General features: G+C 56.9%; 21 protein-coding genes. 10 read left to right on the forward strand and 11 right to left on the reverse strand.

Annotation, left to right across the window (positions count from 1 at the left end; translation table 11 throughout):
- Positions 1 to 335: 335 nt before the first annotated feature.
- The 3 genes from ampE to NTD81_RS13395 all read right to left on the reverse strand — a co-directional run bounded on the left by ampE (position 336) and on the right by NTD81_RS13395 (position 4,857).
- Complete coding sequence (gene ampE / locus NTD81_RS13385; RefSeq protein WP_262183059.1) at positions 336 to 1,157, reverse strand: regulatory signaling modulator protein AmpE; 822 nt, start codon at positions 1,155 to 1,157, stop codon at positions 336 to 338.
- Between the two features lie 2 nt (positions 1,158 to 1,159).
- Positions 1,160 to 1,717: a 1,6-anhydro-N-acetylmuramyl-L-alanine amidase AmpD gene (ampD, locus tag NTD81_RS13390; RefSeq protein WP_262183061.1), complete on the reverse strand. Its 558-nt coding sequence runs from the start codon at positions 1,715 to 1,717 to the stop codon at positions 1,160 to 1,162.
- An 824-nt stretch (positions 1,718 to 2,541) separates the two neighbouring features.
- Entirely contained in the window at positions 2,542 to 4,857 is a 2,316-nt protein-coding gene (locus tag NTD81_RS13395) for a DUF1631 domain-containing protein (protein WP_262183062.1), read from the reverse strand.
- A 325-nt stretch (positions 4,858 to 5,182) separates the two neighbouring features.
- On the opposite strand from NTD81_RS13395, the gene nadC reads away from it, so the two are divergent.
- Positions 5,183 to 6,031: a carboxylating nicotinate-nucleotide diphosphorylase gene (gene nadC / locus NTD81_RS13400; RefSeq protein WP_262183063.1), complete on the forward strand. Its 849-nt coding sequence runs from the start codon at positions 5,183 to 5,185 to the stop codon at positions 6,029 to 6,031.
- 211 nt (positions 6,032 to 6,242) lie between these two features.
- On the opposite strand, the gene NTD81_RS13405 is transcribed toward nadC, so the two are convergent.
- The 6 genes from NTD81_RS13405 to NTD81_RS21370 form a co-directional block, all read right to left on the reverse strand.
- Positions 6,243 to 6,773: an REP-associated tyrosine transposase gene (locus NTD81_RS13405; RefSeq protein ID WP_262183064.1), complete on the reverse strand. Its 531-nt coding sequence runs from the start codon at positions 6,771 to 6,773 to the stop codon at positions 6,243 to 6,245.
- A 307-nt stretch (positions 6,774 to 7,080) separates the two neighbouring features.
- Positions 7,081 to 7,980, reverse strand: a complete 900-nt coding sequence (locus NTD81_RS13410; protein ID WP_262183065.1) for an ABC transporter ATP-binding protein — start codon at positions 7,978 to 7,980, stop codon at positions 7,081 to 7,083.
- Positions 7,977 to 8,810, reverse strand: coding sequence for a hypothetical protein (locus NTD81_RS13415; protein WP_262183066.1), 834 nt, complete (start codon positions 8,808 to 8,810; stop codon positions 7,977 to 7,979). The genes NTD81_RS13410 and NTD81_RS13415 overlap by 4 nt, the downstream gene beginning before the upstream one ends.
- Positions 8,811 to 8,817: 7 nt before the next feature.
- Positions 8,818 to 9,339, reverse strand: coding sequence for a hypothetical protein (locus tag NTD81_RS13420; RefSeq protein ID WP_262183067.1), 522 nt, complete (start codon positions 9,337 to 9,339; stop codon positions 8,818 to 8,820).
- A 349-nt stretch (positions 9,340 to 9,688) separates the two neighbouring features.
- Positions 9,689 to 10,120: a hypothetical protein gene (locus NTD81_RS13425; RefSeq protein WP_262183068.1), complete on the reverse strand. Its 432-nt coding sequence runs from the start codon at positions 10,118 to 10,120 to the stop codon at positions 9,689 to 9,691.
- 21 nt (positions 10,121 to 10,141) lie between these two features.
- Positions 10,142 to 10,327 (reverse strand): prepilin-type N-terminal cleavage/methylation domain-containing protein, encoded by a 186-nt coding sequence (locus tag NTD81_RS21370; protein WP_315974691.1) that lies wholly within the window; start codon positions 10,325 to 10,327, stop codon positions 10,142 to 10,144.
- 234 nt (positions 10,328 to 10,561) lie between these two features.
- Between NTD81_RS21370 and pilB the strand changes: the two genes are divergently transcribed.
- From pilB to yacG, 5 genes are all read left to right on the forward strand, one after another.
- Positions 10,562 to 12,262, forward strand: a complete 1,701-nt coding sequence (gene pilB, locus NTD81_RS13435; protein WP_262183069.1) for a type IV-A pilus assembly ATPase PilB — start codon at positions 10,562 to 10,564, stop codon at positions 12,260 to 12,262.
- Between the two features lie 3 nt (positions 12,263 to 12,265).
- On the forward strand, positions 12,266 to 13,486 hold the full coding sequence (locus NTD81_RS13440) for a type II secretion system F family protein (protein WP_262183070.1): 1,221 nt from the start codon (positions 12,266 to 12,268) through the stop codon (positions 13,484 to 13,486).
- Positions 13,487 to 14,359 (forward strand): prepilin peptidase, encoded by an 873-nt coding sequence (locus tag NTD81_RS13445; RefSeq protein WP_262183071.1) that lies wholly within the window; start codon positions 13,487 to 13,489, stop codon positions 14,357 to 14,359.
- A 70-nt stretch (positions 14,360 to 14,429) separates the two neighbouring features.
- Positions 14,430 to 15,044 carry a dephospho-CoA kinase gene (coaE, locus tag NTD81_RS13450; protein ID WP_262183074.1) on the forward strand — a complete coding sequence of 205 codons (615 nt, stop codon included), beginning with the start codon at positions 14,430 to 14,432 and terminating at the stop codon, positions 15,042 to 15,044.
- Positions 15,041 to 15,241 (forward strand): DNA gyrase inhibitor YacG, encoded by a 201-nt coding sequence (gene yacG / locus NTD81_RS13455; protein WP_262183075.1) that lies wholly within the window; start codon positions 15,041 to 15,043, stop codon positions 15,239 to 15,241. The genes coaE and yacG overlap by 4 nt, the downstream gene beginning before the upstream one ends.
- Before the next feature lie 22 nt (positions 15,242 to 15,263).
- On the opposite strand, the gene NTD81_RS13460 is transcribed toward yacG, so the two are convergent.
- The gene (locus tag NTD81_RS13460) at positions 15,264 to 15,479 is read right to left on the reverse strand and encodes a hypothetical protein (protein WP_262183539.1); all 216 of its coding nucleotides are present in this window, start codon (positions 15,477 to 15,479) and stop codon (positions 15,264 to 15,266) included.
- Positions 15,480 to 15,605: 126 nt separating this feature from the next.
- Positions 15,606 to 16,289, reverse strand: a complete 684-nt coding sequence (locus tag NTD81_RS13465; RefSeq protein ID WP_262183076.1) for an energy-coupling factor ABC transporter permease — start codon at positions 16,287 to 16,289, stop codon at positions 15,606 to 15,608.
- 308 nt (positions 16,290 to 16,597) lie between these two features.
- Here NTD81_RS13465 and NTD81_RS13470 point away from each other — a divergent pair, with 308 nt between their 5' ends.
- Genes NTD81_RS13470 through NTD81_RS13485 form a run of 4 tightly spaced genes read left to right on the forward strand, consistent with a single transcriptional unit; the run spans position 16,598 to position 19,304 of the window.
- Positions 16,598 to 17,227 (forward strand): DUF1780 domain-containing protein, encoded by a 630-nt coding sequence (locus tag NTD81_RS13470; protein ID WP_262183077.1) that lies wholly within the window; start codon positions 16,598 to 16,600, stop codon positions 17,225 to 17,227.
- The gene (locus NTD81_RS13475) at positions 17,224 to 17,727 is read left to right on the forward strand and encodes an MOSC domain-containing protein (RefSeq protein ID WP_262183078.1); all 504 of its coding nucleotides are present in this window, start codon (positions 17,224 to 17,226) and stop codon (positions 17,725 to 17,727) included. Before NTD81_RS13470 ends, NTD81_RS13475 begins: the two co-directional genes overlap by 4 nt.
- Before the next feature lie 38 nt (positions 17,728 to 17,765).
- The gene (locus NTD81_RS13480) at positions 17,766 to 17,939 is read left to right on the forward strand and encodes a DUF3094 domain-containing protein (protein ID WP_262183079.1); all 174 of its coding nucleotides are present in this window, start codon (positions 17,766 to 17,768) and stop codon (positions 17,937 to 17,939) included.
- A gap of 60 nt (positions 17,940 to 17,999) precedes the next feature.
- Positions 18,000 to 19,304: an NAD(P)/FAD-dependent oxidoreductase gene (locus NTD81_RS13485; RefSeq protein WP_262183080.1), complete on the forward strand. Its 1,305-nt coding sequence runs from the start codon at positions 18,000 to 18,002 to the stop codon at positions 19,302 to 19,304.
- The last annotated feature ends 76 nt before the right edge of the window (positions 19,305 to 19,380 follow it).

The raw sequence follows: 19,380 nt of genomic DNA on the forward strand, positions 1-19,380 counted from the left end.
TTCACGGGCGTCTCCAGTATTTAATTATTGTTGTTCTACTTGGGGCTACCAAGAGTACTGCTGGGCTGCGCTTGCTGGCTTGGGCGTCTGCGCTCCCTGCTGTGCCGCAAAACAGCGTGGTCAGCGTAGTGCTATCACGGCTGAATGTGAAGCCCATCACGTCGACCGGACGTAGCCACCCCTTGTAGCGATACTATCGGCCTGCGCCCGCTGAACTTAAGGTTCAACATGGACCGTGATGGCAGGTCATAAGCGCAGGCGCCGTGCTGAGAAACTGCGATGCAGCTTAGCTAAAACGGCCCCGCGCGCGTTGATCGACAGCAATAGCTGTCGCGTTAAAGAAACAGCGTCCACAGGGCAAACACGGCGTACCACAGCACCGCCGAGCGCACGAGCAACTGCCACAAGCTGTCGAGACTGCTGATGCCCACCTCGCCCAACTCGGGCGCCGGCAGCTCGCAGGCAGCGACCGCAGTATTGCTTACCAACTGCGCGGCACCGGTGTCCCAGCTTAAGAGGTCGCTGAGCAAGCGCTGCGTAACGGCGCCAAAGTTGCCGACCAAGGCAAAGCTGGCCGCCAACACCCGCACCGTCAACCAATCAAAAGCATGGCGGATCTGCTTGGCCGCCTCCCCCAGCTCAGTGTTGGCGGTATGTTCTTGTAGCAAGGCCAGCAAGCGATAAGCCAAAGCGGCCAACGGGCCGAGCAAGGCATACCAGAAGATCGGCGCAAAGAAGCTTTGATAAGCCTGCCACACCTGATGTCCCTGCACGTGCTGCAGCAACTGCTCCGCGCTCTCGGCCTCAATGCCTAAGTCACGCTGAGCCACCAGATACGCGGCCTCGCTGTCACCGCGCCGCCAGCTATCGCGAAACGGGCCCAAGGCCGCCTGCAAATCGCCGCGCCCAAGGCTGTAAATCAGCACCAGTAAGTGCAAAGGTAAGGCCAACCAGCCGTAGGCCACGCTTTCTAGCAGCAACAAGAGCACACCCACCAGCAACAGCGGCAGCAACAGCAGCACGCTCAGTTGCAACCACACCGGCCGCCCCTGCACCTTGCTCAGCAGGGCCAACCAAGGGCTGTCGTGCTGCACGCGCTGACGCCAGGCCGAGAACTTCTCGACCCACAACACCAGCAGTAGCACCAGAAAATTCATGGCTATTCCTCGTTTTGCGCTAAGCCCTGATACAAGCGCGACCAATCAAAAGCCGGGCCAGGGTCGGTTTTGCGCCCTGGGGCAATGTCGCTATGACCGCAAATGCGCTGGGCCGTAATCGCCGGGTAGGCGTGTTGTATCTGGCGGGTCAGAGCAATCAGGACGCGATATTGGGCATCGGTAAAGGGCAGATCATCGGTGCCTTCGAGCTCAATGCCAAGGGCAAAATCATTGCAGTTATCACGCCCGGCAAAACTCGACACGCCAGCGTGCCAGGCGCGGTCGTTACAGGAGACAAACTGGAACAGCGCGCCGCTGCGTTCAATCAGAAAATGCGCCGCCACCTGCAAATGCTCAATGCTGGCGAAATACGGATGCTCGGCGCTGTCCAGACGGTTCTGGAAAAACGCCTGCACCTTACCCGTGCCGAACTGTCCAGGCGGCAAGCTGATGTTATGAATCACCAGCAGCGAAACCTCCCCTGCTGGGCGCTGATTGAAGTTGGGCGAGGGGCAGTGGGCGATACCGGTACACCAACCACTGCGGGGGTCCAGATGCATAGGGGCTCCTTTCACGAGCCGTCACTCTAGTGCAGCCGCCCCAACCGGCCAAGCCCTCCAACGCCAAGCCCCCTTGAACCATAATTAGCGTTGTAACCTGGATTAGCCCTCGCAGAGGGCGTAATCCGGGAATGCGACGCCACAGATTCCGGCAACCTGGCGTCGATAAAAATGGTGACTTACGCCGCTGCGCGACTAAACCACCCTACGGGATCGCGGCTCATCAACAGGCTTGCGCTGTAGCTTGGATTAGCCCTCGCAGAGGGCGTAATCCGGGAATACAACACAACAGATGCCGACAACCTGGCGTCGATAAAAATGGTGACTTACGCCGCTACACGGCTAACCCCCCCTACGGGATCGCGGTTCATCAATAGGCTTGCGCTGTAGCCTGGATTAGCCCTCGCAGAGGGCGTAATCCGGGAATGCAGCGCCACAGATTCCCGCAACCTAGCGTGGATAAAAGTGGTGGCTTAAGCCGCTACGCAGCTAAACCACCCTACGGGATCGCGGCTCATCAACAGGCTTGCGCTGTAGCCTGGATTAGCCCTCGCAGAGGGCGTAATCCGGGAATGCGACGCCACAGATGCCGGCAACCTAGCGTCGATAAAAGTGGTGGCTTACGCCGCTGCGCGGCTAAACCACCCTACGGGATCGCGGCTCATCAACAGGCTTGCGTTGTAGCCTGGATTAGCCCTCGCAGAGGGCGTAATCCGGGAGTGCGGCGCCACAGATTCCGGCAACCTAGCGTCGATAAAAATGGTGGCTTACGCCGCTACACAGCTAAACCACCCTACGAAGCCTGCGGCCCCTCGCATATGCCCTTAGGCCCCCTTAAGCCGGCGCAGATTGCCGATCACTGACTCCAGCGCGCGGTCAAACAGCAGCGCATCGTCGAGCAGGCGAATGGCTTGGCGGCGGAACTCCACGGCCAGGCCCATGCGGGTTTTCTCCAGCACTTTGATGCCGGTGCGATTAACGAAGATATATTTACCCGTGGGTTTGATCACCGCCGCCAACTTGCAGCGCAGCTTATGCTCGGCGTCTTGCTGAAACTCCAGCCAACTGCCGACATGCAGGTTGTCCACCTGCTGCAACGCCTCATCGTCATCCGCCAGGATCACCGGCGTCTCCGGCGCCGCCACTTCCCCCGGCGCCAACAGCACGATCTCCTCCACCACTTCAACCATCTGGGGCGGCGGATCAACGGGCGGATAGTCCATCTCGGCGACAACGTCAGAACGTTCCGCCGGCTCGCCAGCTGCAGTCACGCTAGCGGGCGCGGTATTGACTTCAGCGCTCGCCAACTCAGGTGCAGCAGAGGCGCTTGAATCAGGAGTAGCGATGGGTGGTAGTAGGCGCAGTAGCACTTGCCGATGCAACGGACGCAACTGACTTAGCAGCTCAACGCTGACAAAAGGATCTACCGCCGCACCATCCAGCCCTTCCCGCAGGCCGCGCAGCAGCCCCGGCAGCAAGGCCAATACACGGCTGCGATCAGCCGTTTGCAGTGCCGGGTTTAAGCTCCAGATCAGCTCATCCATAACCCGCAATACCGCTTGCCACTCACTGGACTGCGCGCCATGTTTTAGGCAGGTCAGCAACAGCACTTGGCTCCAGGCCTCTTGCAGCAAACGCACCACCACCTGTGGCAGGGTTTTGCCCACCAGCCGCTGGTTCAGTGCCTGCTCCACTTCCCGCCGGGCCAACGCGGCCTTGGCACTGCCCTCCTCGGCATCACGGGTGCGCTGCTCCAGCAGCTCACTGCGACGGCGCTCGTCACCGGTATAGGCGATAAAGTCGGCGAGCAACTCGCTGAAAATCTGCGGATCATCGACAAAATCATTGAGCAAGCGTTGCACCACTTGCTCGATCTTCTGATACAGGCTGTCGCGCTGCTGATCACCCTGTTCGCTCCAGCCCAAAGCAGCCGAGGCGATTTCATTCAGCAGACGCCGCGCCGGATGGCTGCCACGGCCGAAGAAGGTTTTATCCAGCACCGCGACCTTGAGCATGGGGATCTGCAAGCGGGCGATCAGGGCTTTGAGCGAGTCCGGCAGGCTGCGGTCATCGAGGATAAATTCAAACAGCATCGACACCAGGTTGATGACGTCTTCATCCACCTCGCCAACCACCCGGGTTTTACCGGCCTTGGCACTGGCCCGTTGCAGCAGGCCATGCAACTGCTCGCGCACATCGGCCTCGCCACTCACCACTTGTGGCGCACGCTGCTGCAAGTGAGAGAGTAAGCGCAGTAAATCATCACTGCTGATCGGCAACGCATCGGCAGGCCGCGCCACGCTCGGGGCGCTACTGCGCACCTGCGCCAGCAAGCTTTGCAGGGCACCAAATACCTCCTGCACCGCCTCACCATCCGCCGCCACTGGGGTTTCCCCACGATTGCCCGCGGTGCTGGTAGCTGGCCGTGTGGCCGGGCGACGCGCAGGTGGCGTGGATTTCAGCTCGGGCAATACCCCGGCGGCGATCAGCGCCTGATTCGCCTCGGCATAGAGTTGATCCAACTCACTGAGCACATACTTCTCAAACAGCTTGAGGATGATCAGCTTGACCTTGATCTCCACCCCAAGCCCAGCACAGGCGTCGAGAAACAGGCCGGATAAGCAGCTCGGCCCCAGCGGGTTGTTTTGGCTGTCGAGCTTTTGCGTGACGATCACATTCAGCCGCGCGCTGAATTGGTTCAGCGCGGCCGCATCGCGGGCCAGCACCTTGGCCACCATCGACTCCACCGCGACTGACTCTTCCAGTGCATCGTTTTGCACCAGCGCCAGGCTATCGAATGAGACTTTGTCCAAGCTCGGCGAAAGATTGAGCTGGTACTGATTAAGGCTGGCGAAGGCCTCCAACATCTTGTGCAGAAACTCGCGCTCGATGCCTTTGCGCTTTAAGCGCAAATCGCGCATGGCCTCAAAAAAAGCATTCTGTTCCGCGTTACTTAGTGCCCGGTCTGCCATCTCAAACAGGCTGTCATCGGCGTTATCAAATAACGCCTGCAAGGCCCCACGCAGTTGTTGTGCCGCTTTGTCGCGTACCTGTGCCAACACCAGCGGCAGCGGGCTGGCGGCGGGCGTGCTTGCGGGGGATGGGGCGCCAATGTGCACCACCTTCGCCTCAGTTTTCATTGCAAGTCTCCTGCAGCCGGGGCTGTGTTCAGCGCGCCTGACTGCATGCGATCGACCGAGCGTCATCCCTGAGGCCAAATAGCTGACGTCAAAAGTTAATAAGTCCGTGCACGGCATTATAGGTAGGCCGCCGCGCTTACCAACCGGCCATCGCCACAGACATGACCTAAGTCACAGATGCGATGCCAGAGCCTCCCAACGGTCATTAGCAGGCTCGGCGCAGACGGGCAAAAGTGGCGCGCACGCCGACCAGTAGAACAGACAAATACTGGGCAAAGCCGAAGCAGCCCTTATAATCGGCGGCTTCTGTCGACCGGAGCACACCATGCCTAATCTCTGCCTAGCTGATCTCACCGCCGAAATTGAGGCGAATGTGCGCCGCGCCCTGGCAGAAGACATCGGCAGTGGCGATATCACCGCGCAACTGATCCCCGCCGACCGCCTGGCCCACGCCACCATCATCAGCCGCGATAACGCGGTGGTCTGTGGCACCGCGTGGGTCGATGCGGTGTTCCGCCAGATCGATCCGCGCGTGGCCGTGCATTGGCAAGTGCAAGACGGTCAGCGCTGCAGCGCCAATCAGGCGCTGTTCCATCTCGAAGGTCCGGCCCGCGCCCTGCTAAGTGGCGAGCGCAGCGCCCTGAATTTTCTGCAAACCCTGTCTGCCGTAGCGACCCGCTGCCAGCACTATGCCGACATGGTGCAAGACACTGGCGTCAAACTGCTCGATACCCGCAAAACGCTGCCGGGCCTGCGCCTGGCGCAGAAATACGCCGTGACCCAAGGCGGCTGCCATAACCACCGCATCGGTTTGTATGACGCCTTCCTGATTAAAGAAAACCATATCGCGGCCTGCGGCGGCATCGCCCAAGCCATCACCGCCGCGCACAAAATCGCTCCCGGCAAACCGGTGGAAGTGGAAGTCGAAAGTCTGCAAGAGCTGCAGCAAGCGCTGGACGCTCAGGCCGACATCATCATGCTCGACGAACTGAGCCTGGATGAAATGCGCCAAGCCGTGGCCATCACCCAAGGCCGCGCCAAACTGGAAGCCTCCGGCGGCGTCAACGAAACCACCTTGCGCAGCATCGCGCAAACCGGCGTGGACTACATCTCCATCGGCACCCTGACCAAAGACGTCAAAGCCGTCGACCTGTCGATGCGCCTAAGTCTGTAAATGCCAACGCAGGATGGATACCCGTAGGATGGATTAGCCGCGCAGCGGCGTAATCCATCACACCCAAGCCGCACCGCACCAGTCATGCACACACCGACAACGGTGCAAGCGCCTGTGCGGCGATGCACCCTACGGGTCTGGATACTCCCATCCACCGGCCACGGAGTGTTCCATCTCTACCTACCGTTAACATCCAAGCGAAACCCGCCCCTCATATATCCCCAAGCACATTCACACTGGCATCGCCCGCCCAATCCTTTGGGTATAACCCTCGGCGTACATCGCGGTGAAAGGTCGAATAGGGCCAGTCCGCCACACAGCTCACCAGCCCATGCTTAAGCGGATTAACGTGTACGTAATCAACATGGCGGCGGTAATCCTCGTCATCACGAATCCAATGCTCCCAATAACGTCGCTGCCAAATACCCCGTTCACCGCGTAACACTCGCGACGGCGAACGCGCCTCGGTAGCCGGCAAACTTTGCGAGAAATGCGACTTGATCCAGCGCCAACGCAGAGCGAAATCACTGTCGCCGGGCGGTAGGGTCCACACGCAGTGCATATGCTCTGGCAACACCACCCAAGCATCCACCTGCCAAGGCCGCAAGCCTTGTGCGCGTTTTACCGCCGCACGCAACACCTCGACATGACGCACCAGCAAATCGTTATGCCGGCGCTGCCAAAGATTCACGGTAAAAAACCAAGTCCCTCCATCCTGAAGGGCACGACGATAATTCGGCATTCCTTGCCTCAACTATCAAGCGCAACATGTATGGGAAATGAGCTGCCCAGCCAAGCTAGCTGGCATAACCCATTACCGCCACCCGCTGCGCAGAATGGGGTTCACGCAAGATGGATACTCGTAGGATGGATTAGCCGCGCAGCGGCGTAATCCGTCACAACCAAGCCACACCCACCAGCCAGGCGCAGCCCGGCAACGGTGCAAGCGCCTGTGCGGTGATTGCAGCCTACGGCTTGAATACCCGCAAGATGGATTAGCCGCACAGCGGCGTAATCCGTCATGGTGGGGTGATGGCTGGGCGGGGGAATTAGCTGGCGGTTTGTTCGAGGATTTTGAAGAACACGCTTTCCAGCGACACCGCCGGCTTGACGCTTAACACATGGCCGCCGAGGTTATTGAGCTGGCTGATAAAGGCGGGCAAATCGGCCTGGCTGATTTCGTTTTCAAACTCCGCCTCGCGCAGTTGCTTGGCGTCCGGCAACAAGGCTTGGGCGGTGCTGTAGCGCACCAGCATCTGATCCACCCGCTCAGCGGCCAACTCGCGGGGCGAACGCACGGTCAGCAGCTCGCCCTTGTTGATAAAGCCAAAGCGGTCAGCAATCCGTTCGACGTCATGCAGCACATGGGAGGTAAAAAAGATCGCGCCGCCCTGCTGCTTAAACTCGGTGAGAATCTCCACCACATCCTTACGCCCCACCGGGTCCAGCCCCGACAGCGGCTCATCGAGCACCAGCAACTTCGGCTGCACTGCCATGGCATGGGCCAAAGCCACGCGCTGCACGTTACCCTTAGACAACTCGCGAATACGCCGCGTGGCATTACCCGCCACCGAGAAGCGCTCCAACCACTGCAGGCACCAGGCATCGGCGTCTTTGCGTTTGATGCCGTACATGGACAGGCCCATACGGAGGATTTCCAGCGGGGTGAACTGCTCATACAGCGCCGGCGACTCCGGCACAAACGCCAAAGGCTGGCGCGCCTCGGCGCGATGGGCATCGACGCCATAAATACGCACGCTGCCCTGGTAATCATTGATGATGTCGAGCATCACCTTAATGGTGGTGGACTTTCCTGCCCCGTTAGGCCCGACAAAACCAAATACCTCGCCCTCGGTCATGCTTAGATTGACATCGCGCAGGGCCTGTACGGTTTTGCCTTTACTTTTAAAGGTGTGGCTAACATTTTCGAACTCTAGAGCTGCCCTCATGGCTGCTTCTCCAATTCGGCAACCTTCATTTTCTTTAAAATGACACTACCTTCGGACAACTCATATCCAAGACCTAATGGGTCTCCTGGGAGCTCTTTTAGATAGGCCTTATTCACGAGATGATTCAAATCCACCAACTTCCCACGCTCAGCCTCATAGCGACGCTGCGCCTTACGCAATAAAACCAAGCCTTCTAAACGAACAACTCGCTTATCAAGCATTTTTTTAAGTACTGGATCATTTGCATCATTACGCTGCTGTATCAAGTAATCCAATGCCAGCCTTTCATCCGAAAACTCTTCAACACGTAGCATTACAGCTAACTTCCTAAAACTCGCTGCATTTTCCGCCGACCTTTGCGCACCGAGCTCAAGAACTCGCTCAGCCTCATCAATATTTTTTTGAAAAAAAGCTAGATTAACACCGTAAAAGAAAGGAGGCACATAGTCCCAAACTCTGCACTTTACCGCAGCCTTGAGCACATCATTTCCCTCATCTACAGCCCCACCCCATGTTAATAGCCCATTAGCTAAATAATAATTATCTTCATGACAAGCATTCAGCTGCGCCACTACTTTTTGCGCCCGAATAAAATAATCTGAATCAACGTGCCCATTTTCAATTCCAGTGGCTGATAAGCGCATACTTTCAATATTTGCAGCTAAGAAACGATCACCACCATACAACGCTGAAAGAATTGATGCTGGAACAACAACCCGATCGACATAGCTAATCGGACTTTGATAGACGCTGCTTACCGAATACTGCCTAGAAAATACTAAAAACATGCTCAATAGCAGCGCTACTGACAAGAGAAATAGACCATGCATTCGCATTTCATGAAAACCGTTTTTTGTATAGCGCTAAGATAGCCAGAAATAGAATCAAGCCTGCATAACTAAGACTTGAATAAAGCAGGAATGGCCAGCCCGATGGCAACAACTCTAAATTTGAATATAAGGCAATCTCACGAACATCCAAAGCGCCCAGATCAGGTAAAAAAAATCTCAGCCCCCCCAACCCAAAACTATAACTATCAGGATCTGAAACGACGTAATCGTTAACTCCTAAAAGTTCAATCACGGACGAATAAGATCTAGCTATCAACATAAACCCTAAAACACCAACCATTAGAAAACTTTGGCTAGTAGAAACGATGGAAACAAGAAGGCCTAGTACAAGGAGAACCAAAGCGTCCACGCCAACAAAAGCAATGACTATTGCATAGTTACTTAATAGGTTTACTGGTGTTGCCTGCTGATAGCCTTGAGATACGAGCCATACGAGAAACGCAAGAGTAAATGATAAGAAAACCAGCAGCAAAGTTAAAATCAATGCCATACAAATCAATTTACCCACGACAAAGCTCCATCTAGCCTCTGGATAGGTAAGTGAATTTAAAAAGTAACGCCGTTCGAACTCACGATATACTAGATCCTGACACAAGATAATTACAGCTATAGGCAGTAGATACCTGATGACCGAAATCCCAACATCAAGAGCTACCGTAGCAGGCTGTCGCCCACTGAAAAGCGCAGATGCGTATGACGTGATTACTAGGATAAAAAAAGCAGTAATAAAGAAATAAAAAAAACGGGATCGGACAGAAAGCAAGACACCACTAAAAACGAATTTAAAGCTCACTGTTTGAACCTATTGTTAATAACCATAGTTTGAAAAGGGAGGTGACCCTCCCTTTTCTTTTACATTACTGGGTCAAGCGTGCAGTAGCTTGAGTCTCAGCGATAGCTGCTGTACAAGCTTGACCTTGAGGATACAGCGGAACAACTGTACCTTGACGAGTAGAGGCCGTAGCAACTACTGGGCCATTACGAGTTTCGAACACAGGTGGGTTCTGAGAAACCAAAGTCCCCGGAGTTGCGTTTGGATCCGTCGAAGCGACTAGAATTTCTACTTCACGTGCAGCTGTGCGCCCACCAGTGTGGCAAGTACCTACTGCCACGCCAGTGCCTACAGTGCATACAACACCAGCGCGAACATTGGCAGAAAGAGTGATTGTTACGTTCTCATTTAGCAACTCACAATCAGTCATCCGATAAGGACCAGTCGCATCAAAGGTAGTAGCATGAACTGCACCGGCAGAGAGTAGACCAGCAACAATCAAAGTAATCTTTTTCATATATAGCCTCGCCCTTATAAGTTAACGAAGTGAGGAAATGACAGAAGTAATAATGTTTTTGGCATCTGCAGTAGCAGTAGTGTCATTTGCCTTAGCGCGATATTCGTTGAACTGCGGAATAGCGATAGCAGCCAAAATACCGATGATCGCAATAACGATCATCAGCTCGATCAGGGTAAAACCTTTTTGTTTCTTGAGAGACTTCATTGGCAGACTCCTAGTTTATGGGAGGTCAGAGACCCGCTCAGTACCAGCACAGGTCGTGCCAAGAGTTAAAACGTCTGTACCAGCAAGCCCGCAACCAAAACCATCGTACCCAACCCGCGCCCCTAGCGCGCACTAACTGCCGTTTTTTGTCAGTTGAGACGTTGGTGCTTGGGCAATGCCTTGATTTAGGCTATAAGTCGCCCACTCCAATTGGCTGCAAGCAGTGCATAAATCATGAGTGAAGCCCCCCAACTCACCGGCCTGGCCCGGCAACTGGTCAACGCTCAGCTCCTTAGTGAAAGCGTGGCGGCGCAAGCCCATAGCCAAGCGCTGCGCAATAAAATTCCGCTGGTGAGCTACTTAGTACAAAACAAGCTGGCCACCGCCCGCGCCGTGGCGGAGATTGCCGCCGAGCAATTTGGCGTGCCTTTTTGCGACTTGAATGCGCTGGATAAAGAGCAGCAGCCACGGGATATCGTCAGTGAAAAACTGATCCGCCAACACCGGCTGATTCCACTGTTTAAGCGCGGCAATAAGCTGTTTATTGGCCTGTCGGACCCGACCAATCACCAAGCCGTCACCGACGTGCAGTTCTCCACCCGGCTTAATACCGAGCCGCTGCTGGTGGAGGACGACAAGCTTAGCGATGCCATCGAAAAGTTCTTTGATGCCGCTAATAGCGGTATGGACGATCTGGGTGATGTCGACCTCGACGGCCTGGATGTTGAAGCCGTCGATGAGAATAAAGCCGACAGCAGCGAGAACTCCTCCGACGATGCGCCGGTGGTGCGCTTCGTTAATAAAATGCTGCTGGATGCGATTAAAAAAGGCTCATCTGACCTGCACTTTGAGCCCTATGAGAAAAACTACCGCGTGCGCTTTCGCACCGATGGGATTTTGCAGGAAATCGCCCGCCCACCTATCCAGTTAGCCCCGCGTATCAGCGCGCGACTTAAGGTGATGGCCGGCCTGGATATTTCCGAGCGACGTAAGCCGCAAGATGGGCGCATCAAGATGCGCATCTCCAAGAGCAAATCCATCGACTTTCGCGTGAGCACTTGCCCCACCCTCTGGGGCGAAAAGATCGTTATGCGGATTCTCGACTCAGCCAGTGCGCAGATGGGCATTGATGCCCTGGGTTATGAAGAGGCGCAAAAAGAGCTGTACCTCACGGCCCTTAAGCAGCCACAAGGGATGATCTTGGTCACCGGCCCCACCGGCTCCGGTAAAACCGTATCGCTGTATACCGGCCTGAATATCCTCAACACCCCGGACGTGAATATCTCCACGGCCGAAGACCCGGTGGAAATCAACTTGGAGGGGATTAACCAAGTTAACGTTAACCCCAAACAAGGCATGGACTTCACCGCCGCGCTAAAGGCCTTTTTGCGTCAGGACCCGGACATCATCATGGTCGGCGAGATCCGCGACCTAGACACCGCTTCGATTGCGGTGAAAGCTGCGCAAACCGGGCATATGGTTATGTCGACCCTACACACCAACAGCGCCGCGGAGACCCTGACACGCCTGCGCAATATGGGCGTGCCGAGTTTTAACATTGCCACCTCGGTCAACCTGATTATTGCCCAGCGCTTGGCCCGCAAGCTGTGTAGCCACTGCAAGAAAGAGGTGAAAATCCCCCGCGAAGCGTTATTGGAGGAAGGCTTCCCAGAAAACAAGGTTGACAGCATCAAGCTGTATGGCCCGGTGGGCTGCGAAAACTGCAATAACGGTTACAAAGGCCGAGTGGGAATTTATGAAGTAGTTAAAAACACGCCAGCCTTGCAGCGGATTATTATGGAGGAAGGCAACTCCATTGATATCTCCATCCAAATGCGTAAAGACGGCTTTAATGATTTGCGCACTTCCGCTTTGCTCAAGGCAATGCAGGGCATTACCAGCCTTGAAGAAGTTAACCGTGTGACCAAGGATTAAGCCATGGCGGCCAAAGCAATAAAAACCAGTGTATTTAGCTGGGAAGGCACTGATCGTAAAGGCGCAAAAATCAAAGGCGAGCTGTCGGGCCAATCTCCTGCCTTGGTCAAAGCCCAACTGCGTAAGCAGGGTATTAATCCACTAAAAGTCCGCAAAAAAGCCGTAGCGTTGTTTAGCGCCGGCAAAAAAATCAAACCCATGGACATCGCCCTGTTTACCCGGCAAATGGCGACCATGATGAAAGCTGGGGTGCCTCTGCTGCAGGCCTTTGACATTATCGGCGAGGGTTTTGAAAACCCTAATATGCGCACCCTGATTAACGATGTGAAACAGGAAGTAGCCGCCGGCAATAGCTTTGCTTCGGCGCTGCGCAGCAAGCCGCTATTTTTTGATGACCTGTATTGCAACTTGGTCGACTCTGGCGAGCAGTCCGGCGCACTGGAAACCCTGCTGGATCGGGTCGCCACTTATAAAGAGAAGACTGAAGCGCTTAAAGCCAAAATCAAAAAAGCGATGACTTATCCCATCGCCGTCATCATTGTCGCCATTATTGTTACGGCGATTTTGCTGATTAAGGTGGTGCCACAGTTTGAGGCTGTGTTTAACGGTTTTGGCGCCGAACTACCGGCCTTTACCCAAGTAGTCGTGGATATGTCCCGCAGCTTGCAGGACTGGTGGTTTATCTACCTGGGCAGCATCATCGGCGCAGTATTTCTATTTAAAGAAAGCCACAAACGCTCCAAAGCCTTTCGCGACTTCTTGGATCGTAAACTGCTAAAAGCACCCATCATTGGCCCGATTCTCTACAACGCCGTAGTCGCCCGCTTTGCCCGCACCTTGGCCACCACCTTTGCTGCGGGTGTGCCGCTGGTAGACGCTTTGCAATCGGTAGAAGGTGCCGCCGGTAACGTGGTATTCCGCGAGGCCATCGCGAAAGTACGCAACGATGTGTCGTCCGGTACCCAGCTGAACTTCTCCATGCGCACCACGGGCGTCTTCCCAACCATGGCCGTACAGATGACGGCTATCGGTGAGGAGTCCGGCTCGCTGGATGAGATGCTGGATAAAACCGCGGAATACTACGAAGCGGCGGTGGATAACTCGGTCGATAACCTCACCACCCTGATGGAGCCGATGATTATGGCTGTGCTTGGGGTGCTGGTGGGTGGTCTAATCGTGGCCATGTACCTACCAATCTTCCAGCTGGGTTCCGTAGTAGGCTAAATGACCTTATTCGACCTTCTGGCCGGCTACCCGCCGGCCTTTATTATTCTGTGTCTGATCGTGGGCCTGTTGATCGGCAGTTTTCTTAATGTGCTGGTCTATCGCCTGCCGCTGATGATGCAGCGCGAATGGCGGCAGCAGGCCCGAGAAACTCTGGAGCTGCCCGAGCAAAGCGAAGGCGAGGTGTTTAACCTGCTGCTGCCCAACTCGCGTTGCCCGCACTGCGCCCACGAAATCAAGCCTTGGGAAAACATTCCGCTACTGAGTTTTGCCTATTTGCGCGGTAAGTGCTCGAGCTGCAAAGCACCGATCAGTTGGCGCTACCCGCTGGTGGAACTCACCAGCGGTGTACTGGCGGCGTTTATCGCCTGGCACTTTGGCTTCACCTGGCAAGCCGGCGCCATGCTGGTGCTGACCTGGGGCCTGCTGGCCATGAGCTTGATCGATGCCGATCACTATCTGCTGCCGGATTCATTGGTACTACCGCTGCTGTGGCTCGGCCTGATCGCCAACTATTTCGGCTTGTTCACCTCGTTGGGCGATGCACTGTGGGGCGCTGTGGCCGGCTACCTGAGCCTGTGGACGGTGTACTGGCTGTTCAAGCTGTTAACCGGCAAGGAAGGCATGGGCCATGGCGATTTCAAGTTGCTGGCCATGCTCGGCGCCTGGGGTGGCTGGCAAGTGTTGCCGCTAACCATTCTGCTGTCGTCGCTAGTCGGTGCCGTGCTCGGTTTACTGATGCTGCGCGCGCGCAATGCCGCCAGCAACACGCCAATTCCCTTCGGGCCGTACCTTGCGCTTGCCGGCTGGATCGCGTTGATCTGGGGTGAACAAATCACCCAAGGCTATCTGCAAGTGGTGGGCTTTCACTGACGGAGCCATTGGCCAGTCGTGTAAGCCCTGCACTACAATCGCCGCTGGCGGATAACTGAAGAGCCGTAACGTGAGCACTAAGCCCTGGATTCTTGGCCTAACCGGCGGCATTGGCAGCGGTAAAAGCGCTGTTGCCCAGCACTTTATTGACCTCGGCATCCACGCCGTGGATGCCGACCACGCCGCGCGCTGGGTGGTGGAGCCGGGTAAGCCGGCTTTGGCGCAAATCGTCGCGCACTTCGGCAGTGAAGTGCTACAGGCCGACGGCCAACTCAACCGCGCCGCCCTGCGGCAAAAAATCTTTAGCGACCCGCAACAGCGGCGCTGGCTCGAAGCCTTGCTGCACCCGCTGATCGCTCAGGAAATCGCCCACTCCCTCGCTCAGGCACAATCGCCCTACGCGATTTTGGTATCGCCGCTGTTGATTGAGTCTGGCCAGTACAAACTGGCCCAACGCATCTTGGTGGTGGATGCGCCTGAACAGTTGCAAATCCAGCGCACCATGAGCCGCGACCAGAGCAGCCAAGAGCAGGTCGAAGCGATCCTCAAAGTCCAAGCCAGCCGCGAACGGCGTTTAAGCCAGGCCCATGATGTGCTGGTCAATGACCGCGACCTCAACTGGCTGCGCAGCGAGGCCCAGCGCCTGCATGACTTTTACTTAACCCTGCGTGGAGGCCAAGCATGAGCACCCCAACTTTAGTCCCCTGCCCGACCTGTGCCGCTCCGGTGGAATGGGGCCCGCAAAGCCCGAGCCGGCCCTTTTGCAGCGAGCGCTGCAAGCTGATCGACCTAGGCGCATGGGCCTCCGAGGAACACAGCATCCCCGGCAACTCGTTGGAAGATGAGCTGTTTAGCGGCGAGCTGAATCCCAGCCGGCACTGATCTCACCCAGAGATAATCCGGCCTAAGGCCGCATAAAGCTGTAGTCGCGTTGCTCGTCCAGATTCGCCGCGAGAAACTCCAGCTCTGCGGCCAAATCAAAGGCCCCACGCGCACTGGCATTGCGCTCCACCACCGCACTAAGCAAGGCGCGCAGCGCCATCAGTGGATCTAGCTGCTGCTCTGCCGCTTGGGTTAAACACACTTCAACCTGCTCCCGCGCCCACTGATAGACACCCATTTCGCTCATCTCCGCTAAACAAAGCTTGAGCATGCGGGCTTTTCCAAGAGCAGGCTTGATATGGATCAAGGGCAGCGCGGCATTGACGCCATGAACAGCGTGCCATCAGTGCCGGCCATACACCGCCTAATGCGACTCATCCTTCCACGGCGCCGCCAGATAGCGCGAGCGATTAAAGGTCTCCAGCCAATCGGGGTAGAACACCACCAAGGCGGTGACCAGCATGCCGTTGATAAAGGCCTCGGGGAAGATCACCAGCCACAGGTAGCCGATAAAGTCCTCCAGCCACACGGGCATTTCGAATAGCCCATCGACCAACAGGATGCTCAGGCCCACGGCGATACACAGCAACGTCGCCAAGGCCGAGGCAAAGAAGCCGCTACAAAAGATATACACAAACAGATTGCGCGGCTGTTTGTGCTCGACCCAGCGCGCGCAGGCTTCGGTCACCGCTACCGGGATCAGTATCAACAGCACGCCATTCACGCCCATGGCCGACCAGTCCTGCTTGCCTAAGCCGACCAGGCCTAACTGCACCAAAGCCGCGGCCAGTACCGCCAGCGGCCAATCAAGCAGCAGGGTCACGGCGGTCATGCCGACAAAGTGGAACGACAGGCCCGTGTCGAAATCGCGGCGTACCAACCACAGCACAAACAGCGCCAGCGCGGTGCCACCAAGCAGATGTTGGCGGCGCACGTCGCTGATCAACTCCAGCCACGGCGCCCGCCAAATGGCCCAGGCCAGCAGCGGCAAATACAGCAGCCAACCGAACACTTGGCTGCTGGTGGACAACACATGGGCGCTAATCATTGCGACAACTTCCCCACAGCTAACGAATAGGATCAAACCCAGATTTGTCACGCGGCAAAAATTCGCACACCGGCGTCACCCCCAAGGCATAACGGCAAAACACTCAAGGCTCACCGCCGGGCAGACTGACCTTCGCCTCTGAGCACTTTGCGCAGATTTTTAGTCAAACAGTAGTCTGCGCCGTGCGCTTTCCCCCTCCAACTAGTTTAGCCCCAGCACAGACGCCTCGGCTCAGCTATCGCCCACTAATGCGGCGGACACCAGCATAAGGATTCCCTCACTTAAGCCACTCAGGATAAGCTTCGCCCATGGATGATTCCGACTATCTGCGCCTGCTCACCGAGCAAGCCGAACAGGCCAACGATCTACTCAGCAATGCGCGCAAATGGCAGCGTGAACGCTGGGTCTGCCAGCGCTTGCTCAGTGCCCTGAATCAAAGCTGGCAACTCGATGAATTTGCCAGCAGCGAGCAGGAACCGCCGGATGTGTTGTTTCGCGAGGCGCGCTTTGAGGTGTTTTTTGTCCTGGATGAAGGCCGGCGCCTCAATGACGAATGGCGCGCCGAGCTTGAGCGGCGCCGCCAAGCCTTTAGCCTCAGCCAGCTGGCCGAACACACGCCTGCGCCTAAGCGCATTGGCGCGCGCGAGCTGCAGCAGCGGCTAAGCCCGACGGTCAACAAAAAAGCGCAGAACTACCTTGAGCGCGGTCTGGATTTAGGCCAGCTGGATTTACTCGCCTACGTCAGCCTCAAGCACGTCAGTCTCGACTTCAACAGCTACTTCCCCGCGCCCAGCGAGTTCCTCCACCAAGGCTGGCGTTCGCTGTCGGTGGTCGGCCCCAACTTTGCCCGGGTGTTATTTGCCCAGGCCCAAGCGCCACAGTTTTTACGGCAAAACCTGGGGCGCACGGTGCTGCTGGATATCGGCATCGGGCTATGAAAGTGCCACCTGAACTGCTCGCCCACGTACCGCAACAAGGCGTAGTACGTTGGCTCGGCGTGAGGCCGGCGCCGCAACAGCCGATGCTGGTCGTAGACGCGGTAGAGGCACGCCGTGATGGCGGCTTGATAGGCGATTATCGCAGCGTTAAACGCAACACTTCGTCGCGCCAGGTAACCCTAATCCAGTGGGAACATCTGGCGGTAATCAACGCTCTCATGGGGCGTACGGAGCAAAACCTGTTGGGCCCGGCCGAGCTGCGGCGCAACTTGGTGATCAGCGGGATAAACCTGTTTAGCTTGAAAGACCGGCGCTTTCGCCTAGGCCAAGCCATACTGCAAACCACAGGTTGGTGCCAGCCCTGCGCCAAACTGGAGCGGCGCTTAGGCCCGGGCTTATTCCAGGCCATGCGTGGGCATGGCGGGATCACCGCCCAAGTGCTGCACAGCGGGGTCATCCGCCTCGGTGACAGCCTGTGTGTGGAGCCGCTAGTCAGCTGAACCCGTGGTTACTTTTATCCGTGCCAAGAGAGGTCAACATGTCCAGTCGCCTGAGTCCTGATGATCAACAACGTGTCGAGCAATACCTGAGCGCGCCCCAGCATCAGGTGCCGCGTCAGCCCTTCAAAGTATGGCGGTTGTTGTTTATCACCCTGGGCATCGTGGTGGCCCTTGGCCTAATTAGCCGATTACTCGCGCGTCTGGTGCTCTGAGCTGCTTAGCGCTCGCCCAATGCGCCACCTTATTCATTAAAAACCTTGCGAGCGTGCGTGATGACTCATCAAATCGTAATAGTCGGTGGTGGCGCCGGCGGCTTAGAACTGGCCACCCGCCTGGGTAAATCCTTGGGCAAAAAAGGCCACGCCAAGATCATCTTGGTCGACGCCACCCTCACCCATATCTGGAAACCCTTGCTGCATGAAGTGGCCGCTGGATCGCTGAACTCCTCCGGCGACGAACTCAACTACGTGGCCCAGGCCAAGTGGAATCACTTCGAGTTCCAATACGGGCGCATGAGCAACCTCGACCGCGCCCGCAAATGCATCAGCCTCGATGAAACCCTGGATGAAAATGGCGAAGTGTTAGTGCCCGCCCGTGAGCTGAGCTACGACAGCCTGGTGATCGCTGTCGGCAGCACCACCAATGACTTCGGCACCCAGGGCGCGGCCGAGCATTGCCTGTTCCTCGATACCCGCGAGCAGGCTGATCGCTTCCATCGCCAACTGCTGCGCCGCTATATGCGCGCTCACGCCAGCCAAACGCCGGCGGATGAGCGGATTGACGTGGCCATTGTCGGCGCCGGCGCTACCGGTGTGGAGCTGGCTGCCGAGCTGCATAACGCCGCCCACGAACTATCCGCCTACGGGCAGAACCGGGTGAGCCCGGAGAACATGCGCATCACCCTGATCGAGGCCGGTCCCCGGGTCTTGCCGGCGCTGCCAGAGCGGATCAGCCTGCCCGTGCATCAAACCCTGGAGAAACTCGGCGTCACCGTCCTCACGGGCGCCTCGGTCAGTGAGGTCACCGCTGAAGCGCTGCACACCGCCCAAGGCCAAGTGATTCCCGCCAGCCTCAAGGTGTGGGCCGCCGGTATTCGCGCACCGGGCTTTCTCAAGGACCTCGACGGCCTGGAAACGAACCGCATCAACCAACTGCAAGTGCGTCCAACCCTGCAAACCACCCGCGATGACAACATCTTTGCCTTGGGCGACTGCGCCGCCTGCCCGCAACCCGGCACCGATGGGCGCAACGTCCCGCCACGGGCACAGGCGGCACATCAACAAGCGTCGCTGCTGGCCAAGTCGCTCAAGCTGCGTATGCAGGGCCAAGGCGCACTGCCGGAATACCGCTACCGCGATTACGGCTCGCTGATCTCCCTGTCGACCTTCTCCGCCGTGGGCAACCTGATGGGCAATCTCACCGGCAGCGTCATGCTCGAAGGCTGGTTGGCGCGGATGTTCTACGTGTCGCTGTACCGCATGCACCAGATGGCCCTGTACGGCCTGCCGCGCACCCTGCTGCTGATGCTCGGCGACCGCATCGGCCGCAGCACCAAGCCGCGCCTGAAACTGCACTAAGCCCCACCTGAACACAGCACGGGGTTAGGCCCGTGCTGTGTTCAGGCTTTGCGTCAGTTATCAGGGCGTGAGCGCC

The sequence above is a fragment of the Pseudomonas sp. 5P_3.1_Bac2 genome (assembly GCF_025465995.1).
In the GTDB taxonomy this organism is placed as follows: domain Bacteria; phylum Pseudomonadota; class Gammaproteobacteria; order Pseudomonadales; family Pseudomonadaceae; genus Aquipseudomonas.

Coding starts and splice junctions, on each gene's coding strand:
- NTD81_RS21370 (WP_315974691.1), bottom strand. CDS start 10,327: ATGAAGTCTCTCAAGAAACAAAAAGGTTTTACCCTGATCGAGCTGATG.
- nadC (WP_262183063.1), top strand. CDS start 5,183: ATGCCTAATCTCTGCCTAGCTGATCTCACCGCCGAAATTGAGGCGAAT.
- ampE (WP_262183059.1), bottom strand. CDS start 1,157: ATGAATTTTCTGGTGCTACTGCTGGTGTTGTGGGTCGAGAAGTTCTCG.
- NTD81_RS13395 (WP_262183062.1), bottom strand. CDS start 4,857: ATGAAAACTGAGGCGAAGGTGGTGCACATTGGCGCCCCATCCCCCGCA.
- NTD81_RS13410 (WP_262183065.1), bottom strand. CDS start 7,980: ATGAGGGCAGCTCTAGAGTTCGAAAATGTTAGCCACACCTTTAAAAGT.
- NTD81_RS13425 (WP_262183068.1), bottom strand. CDS start 10,120: ATGAAAAAGATTACTTTGATTGTTGCTGGTCTACTCTCTGCCGGTGCA.
- yacG (WP_262183075.1), top strand. CDS start 15,041: ATGAGCACCCCAACTTTAGTCCCCTGCCCGACCTGTGCCGCTCCGGTG.
- NTD81_RS13470 (WP_262183077.1), top strand. CDS start 16,598: ATGGATGATTCCGACTATCTGCGCCTGCTCACCGAGCAAGCCGAACAG.
- NTD81_RS13445 (WP_262183071.1), top strand. CDS start 13,487: ATGACCTTATTCGACCTTCTGGCCGGCTACCCGCCGGCCTTTATTATT.
- NTD81_RS13415 (WP_262183066.1), bottom strand. CDS start 8,810: ATGCATGGTCTATTTCTCTTGTCAGTAGCGCTGCTATTGAGCATGTTT.
- NTD81_RS13485 (WP_262183080.1), top strand. CDS start 18,000: ATGACTCATCAAATCGTAATAGTCGGTGGTGGCGCCGGCGGCTTAGAA.
- NTD81_RS13475 (WP_262183078.1), top strand. CDS start 17,224: ATGAAAGTGCCACCTGAACTGCTCGCCCACGTACCGCAACAAGGCGTA.
- NTD81_RS13440 (WP_262183070.1), top strand. CDS start 12,266: ATGGCGGCCAAAGCAATAAAAACCAGTGTATTTAGCTGGGAAGGCACT.
- NTD81_RS13465 (WP_262183076.1), bottom strand. CDS start 16,289: ATGATTAGCGCCCATGTGTTGTCCACCAGCAGCCAAGTGTTCGGTTGG.
- NTD81_RS13460 (WP_262183539.1), bottom strand. CDS start 15,479: ATGGGTGTCTATCAGTGGGCGCGGGAGCAGGTTGAAGTGTGTTTAACC.
- NTD81_RS13405 (WP_262183064.1), bottom strand. CDS start 6,773: ATGCCGAATTATCGTCGTGCCCTTCAGGATGGAGGGACTTGGTTTTTT.
- ampD (WP_262183061.1), bottom strand. CDS start 1,717: ATGCATCTGGACCCCCGCAGTGGTTGGTGTACCGGTATCGCCCACTGC.
- pilB (WP_262183069.1), top strand. CDS start 10,562: ATGAGTGAAGCCCCCCAACTCACCGGCCTGGCCCGGCAACTGGTCAAC.
- NTD81_RS13480 (WP_262183079.1), top strand. CDS start 17,766: ATGTCCAGTCGCCTGAGTCCTGATGATCAACAACGTGTCGAGCAATAC.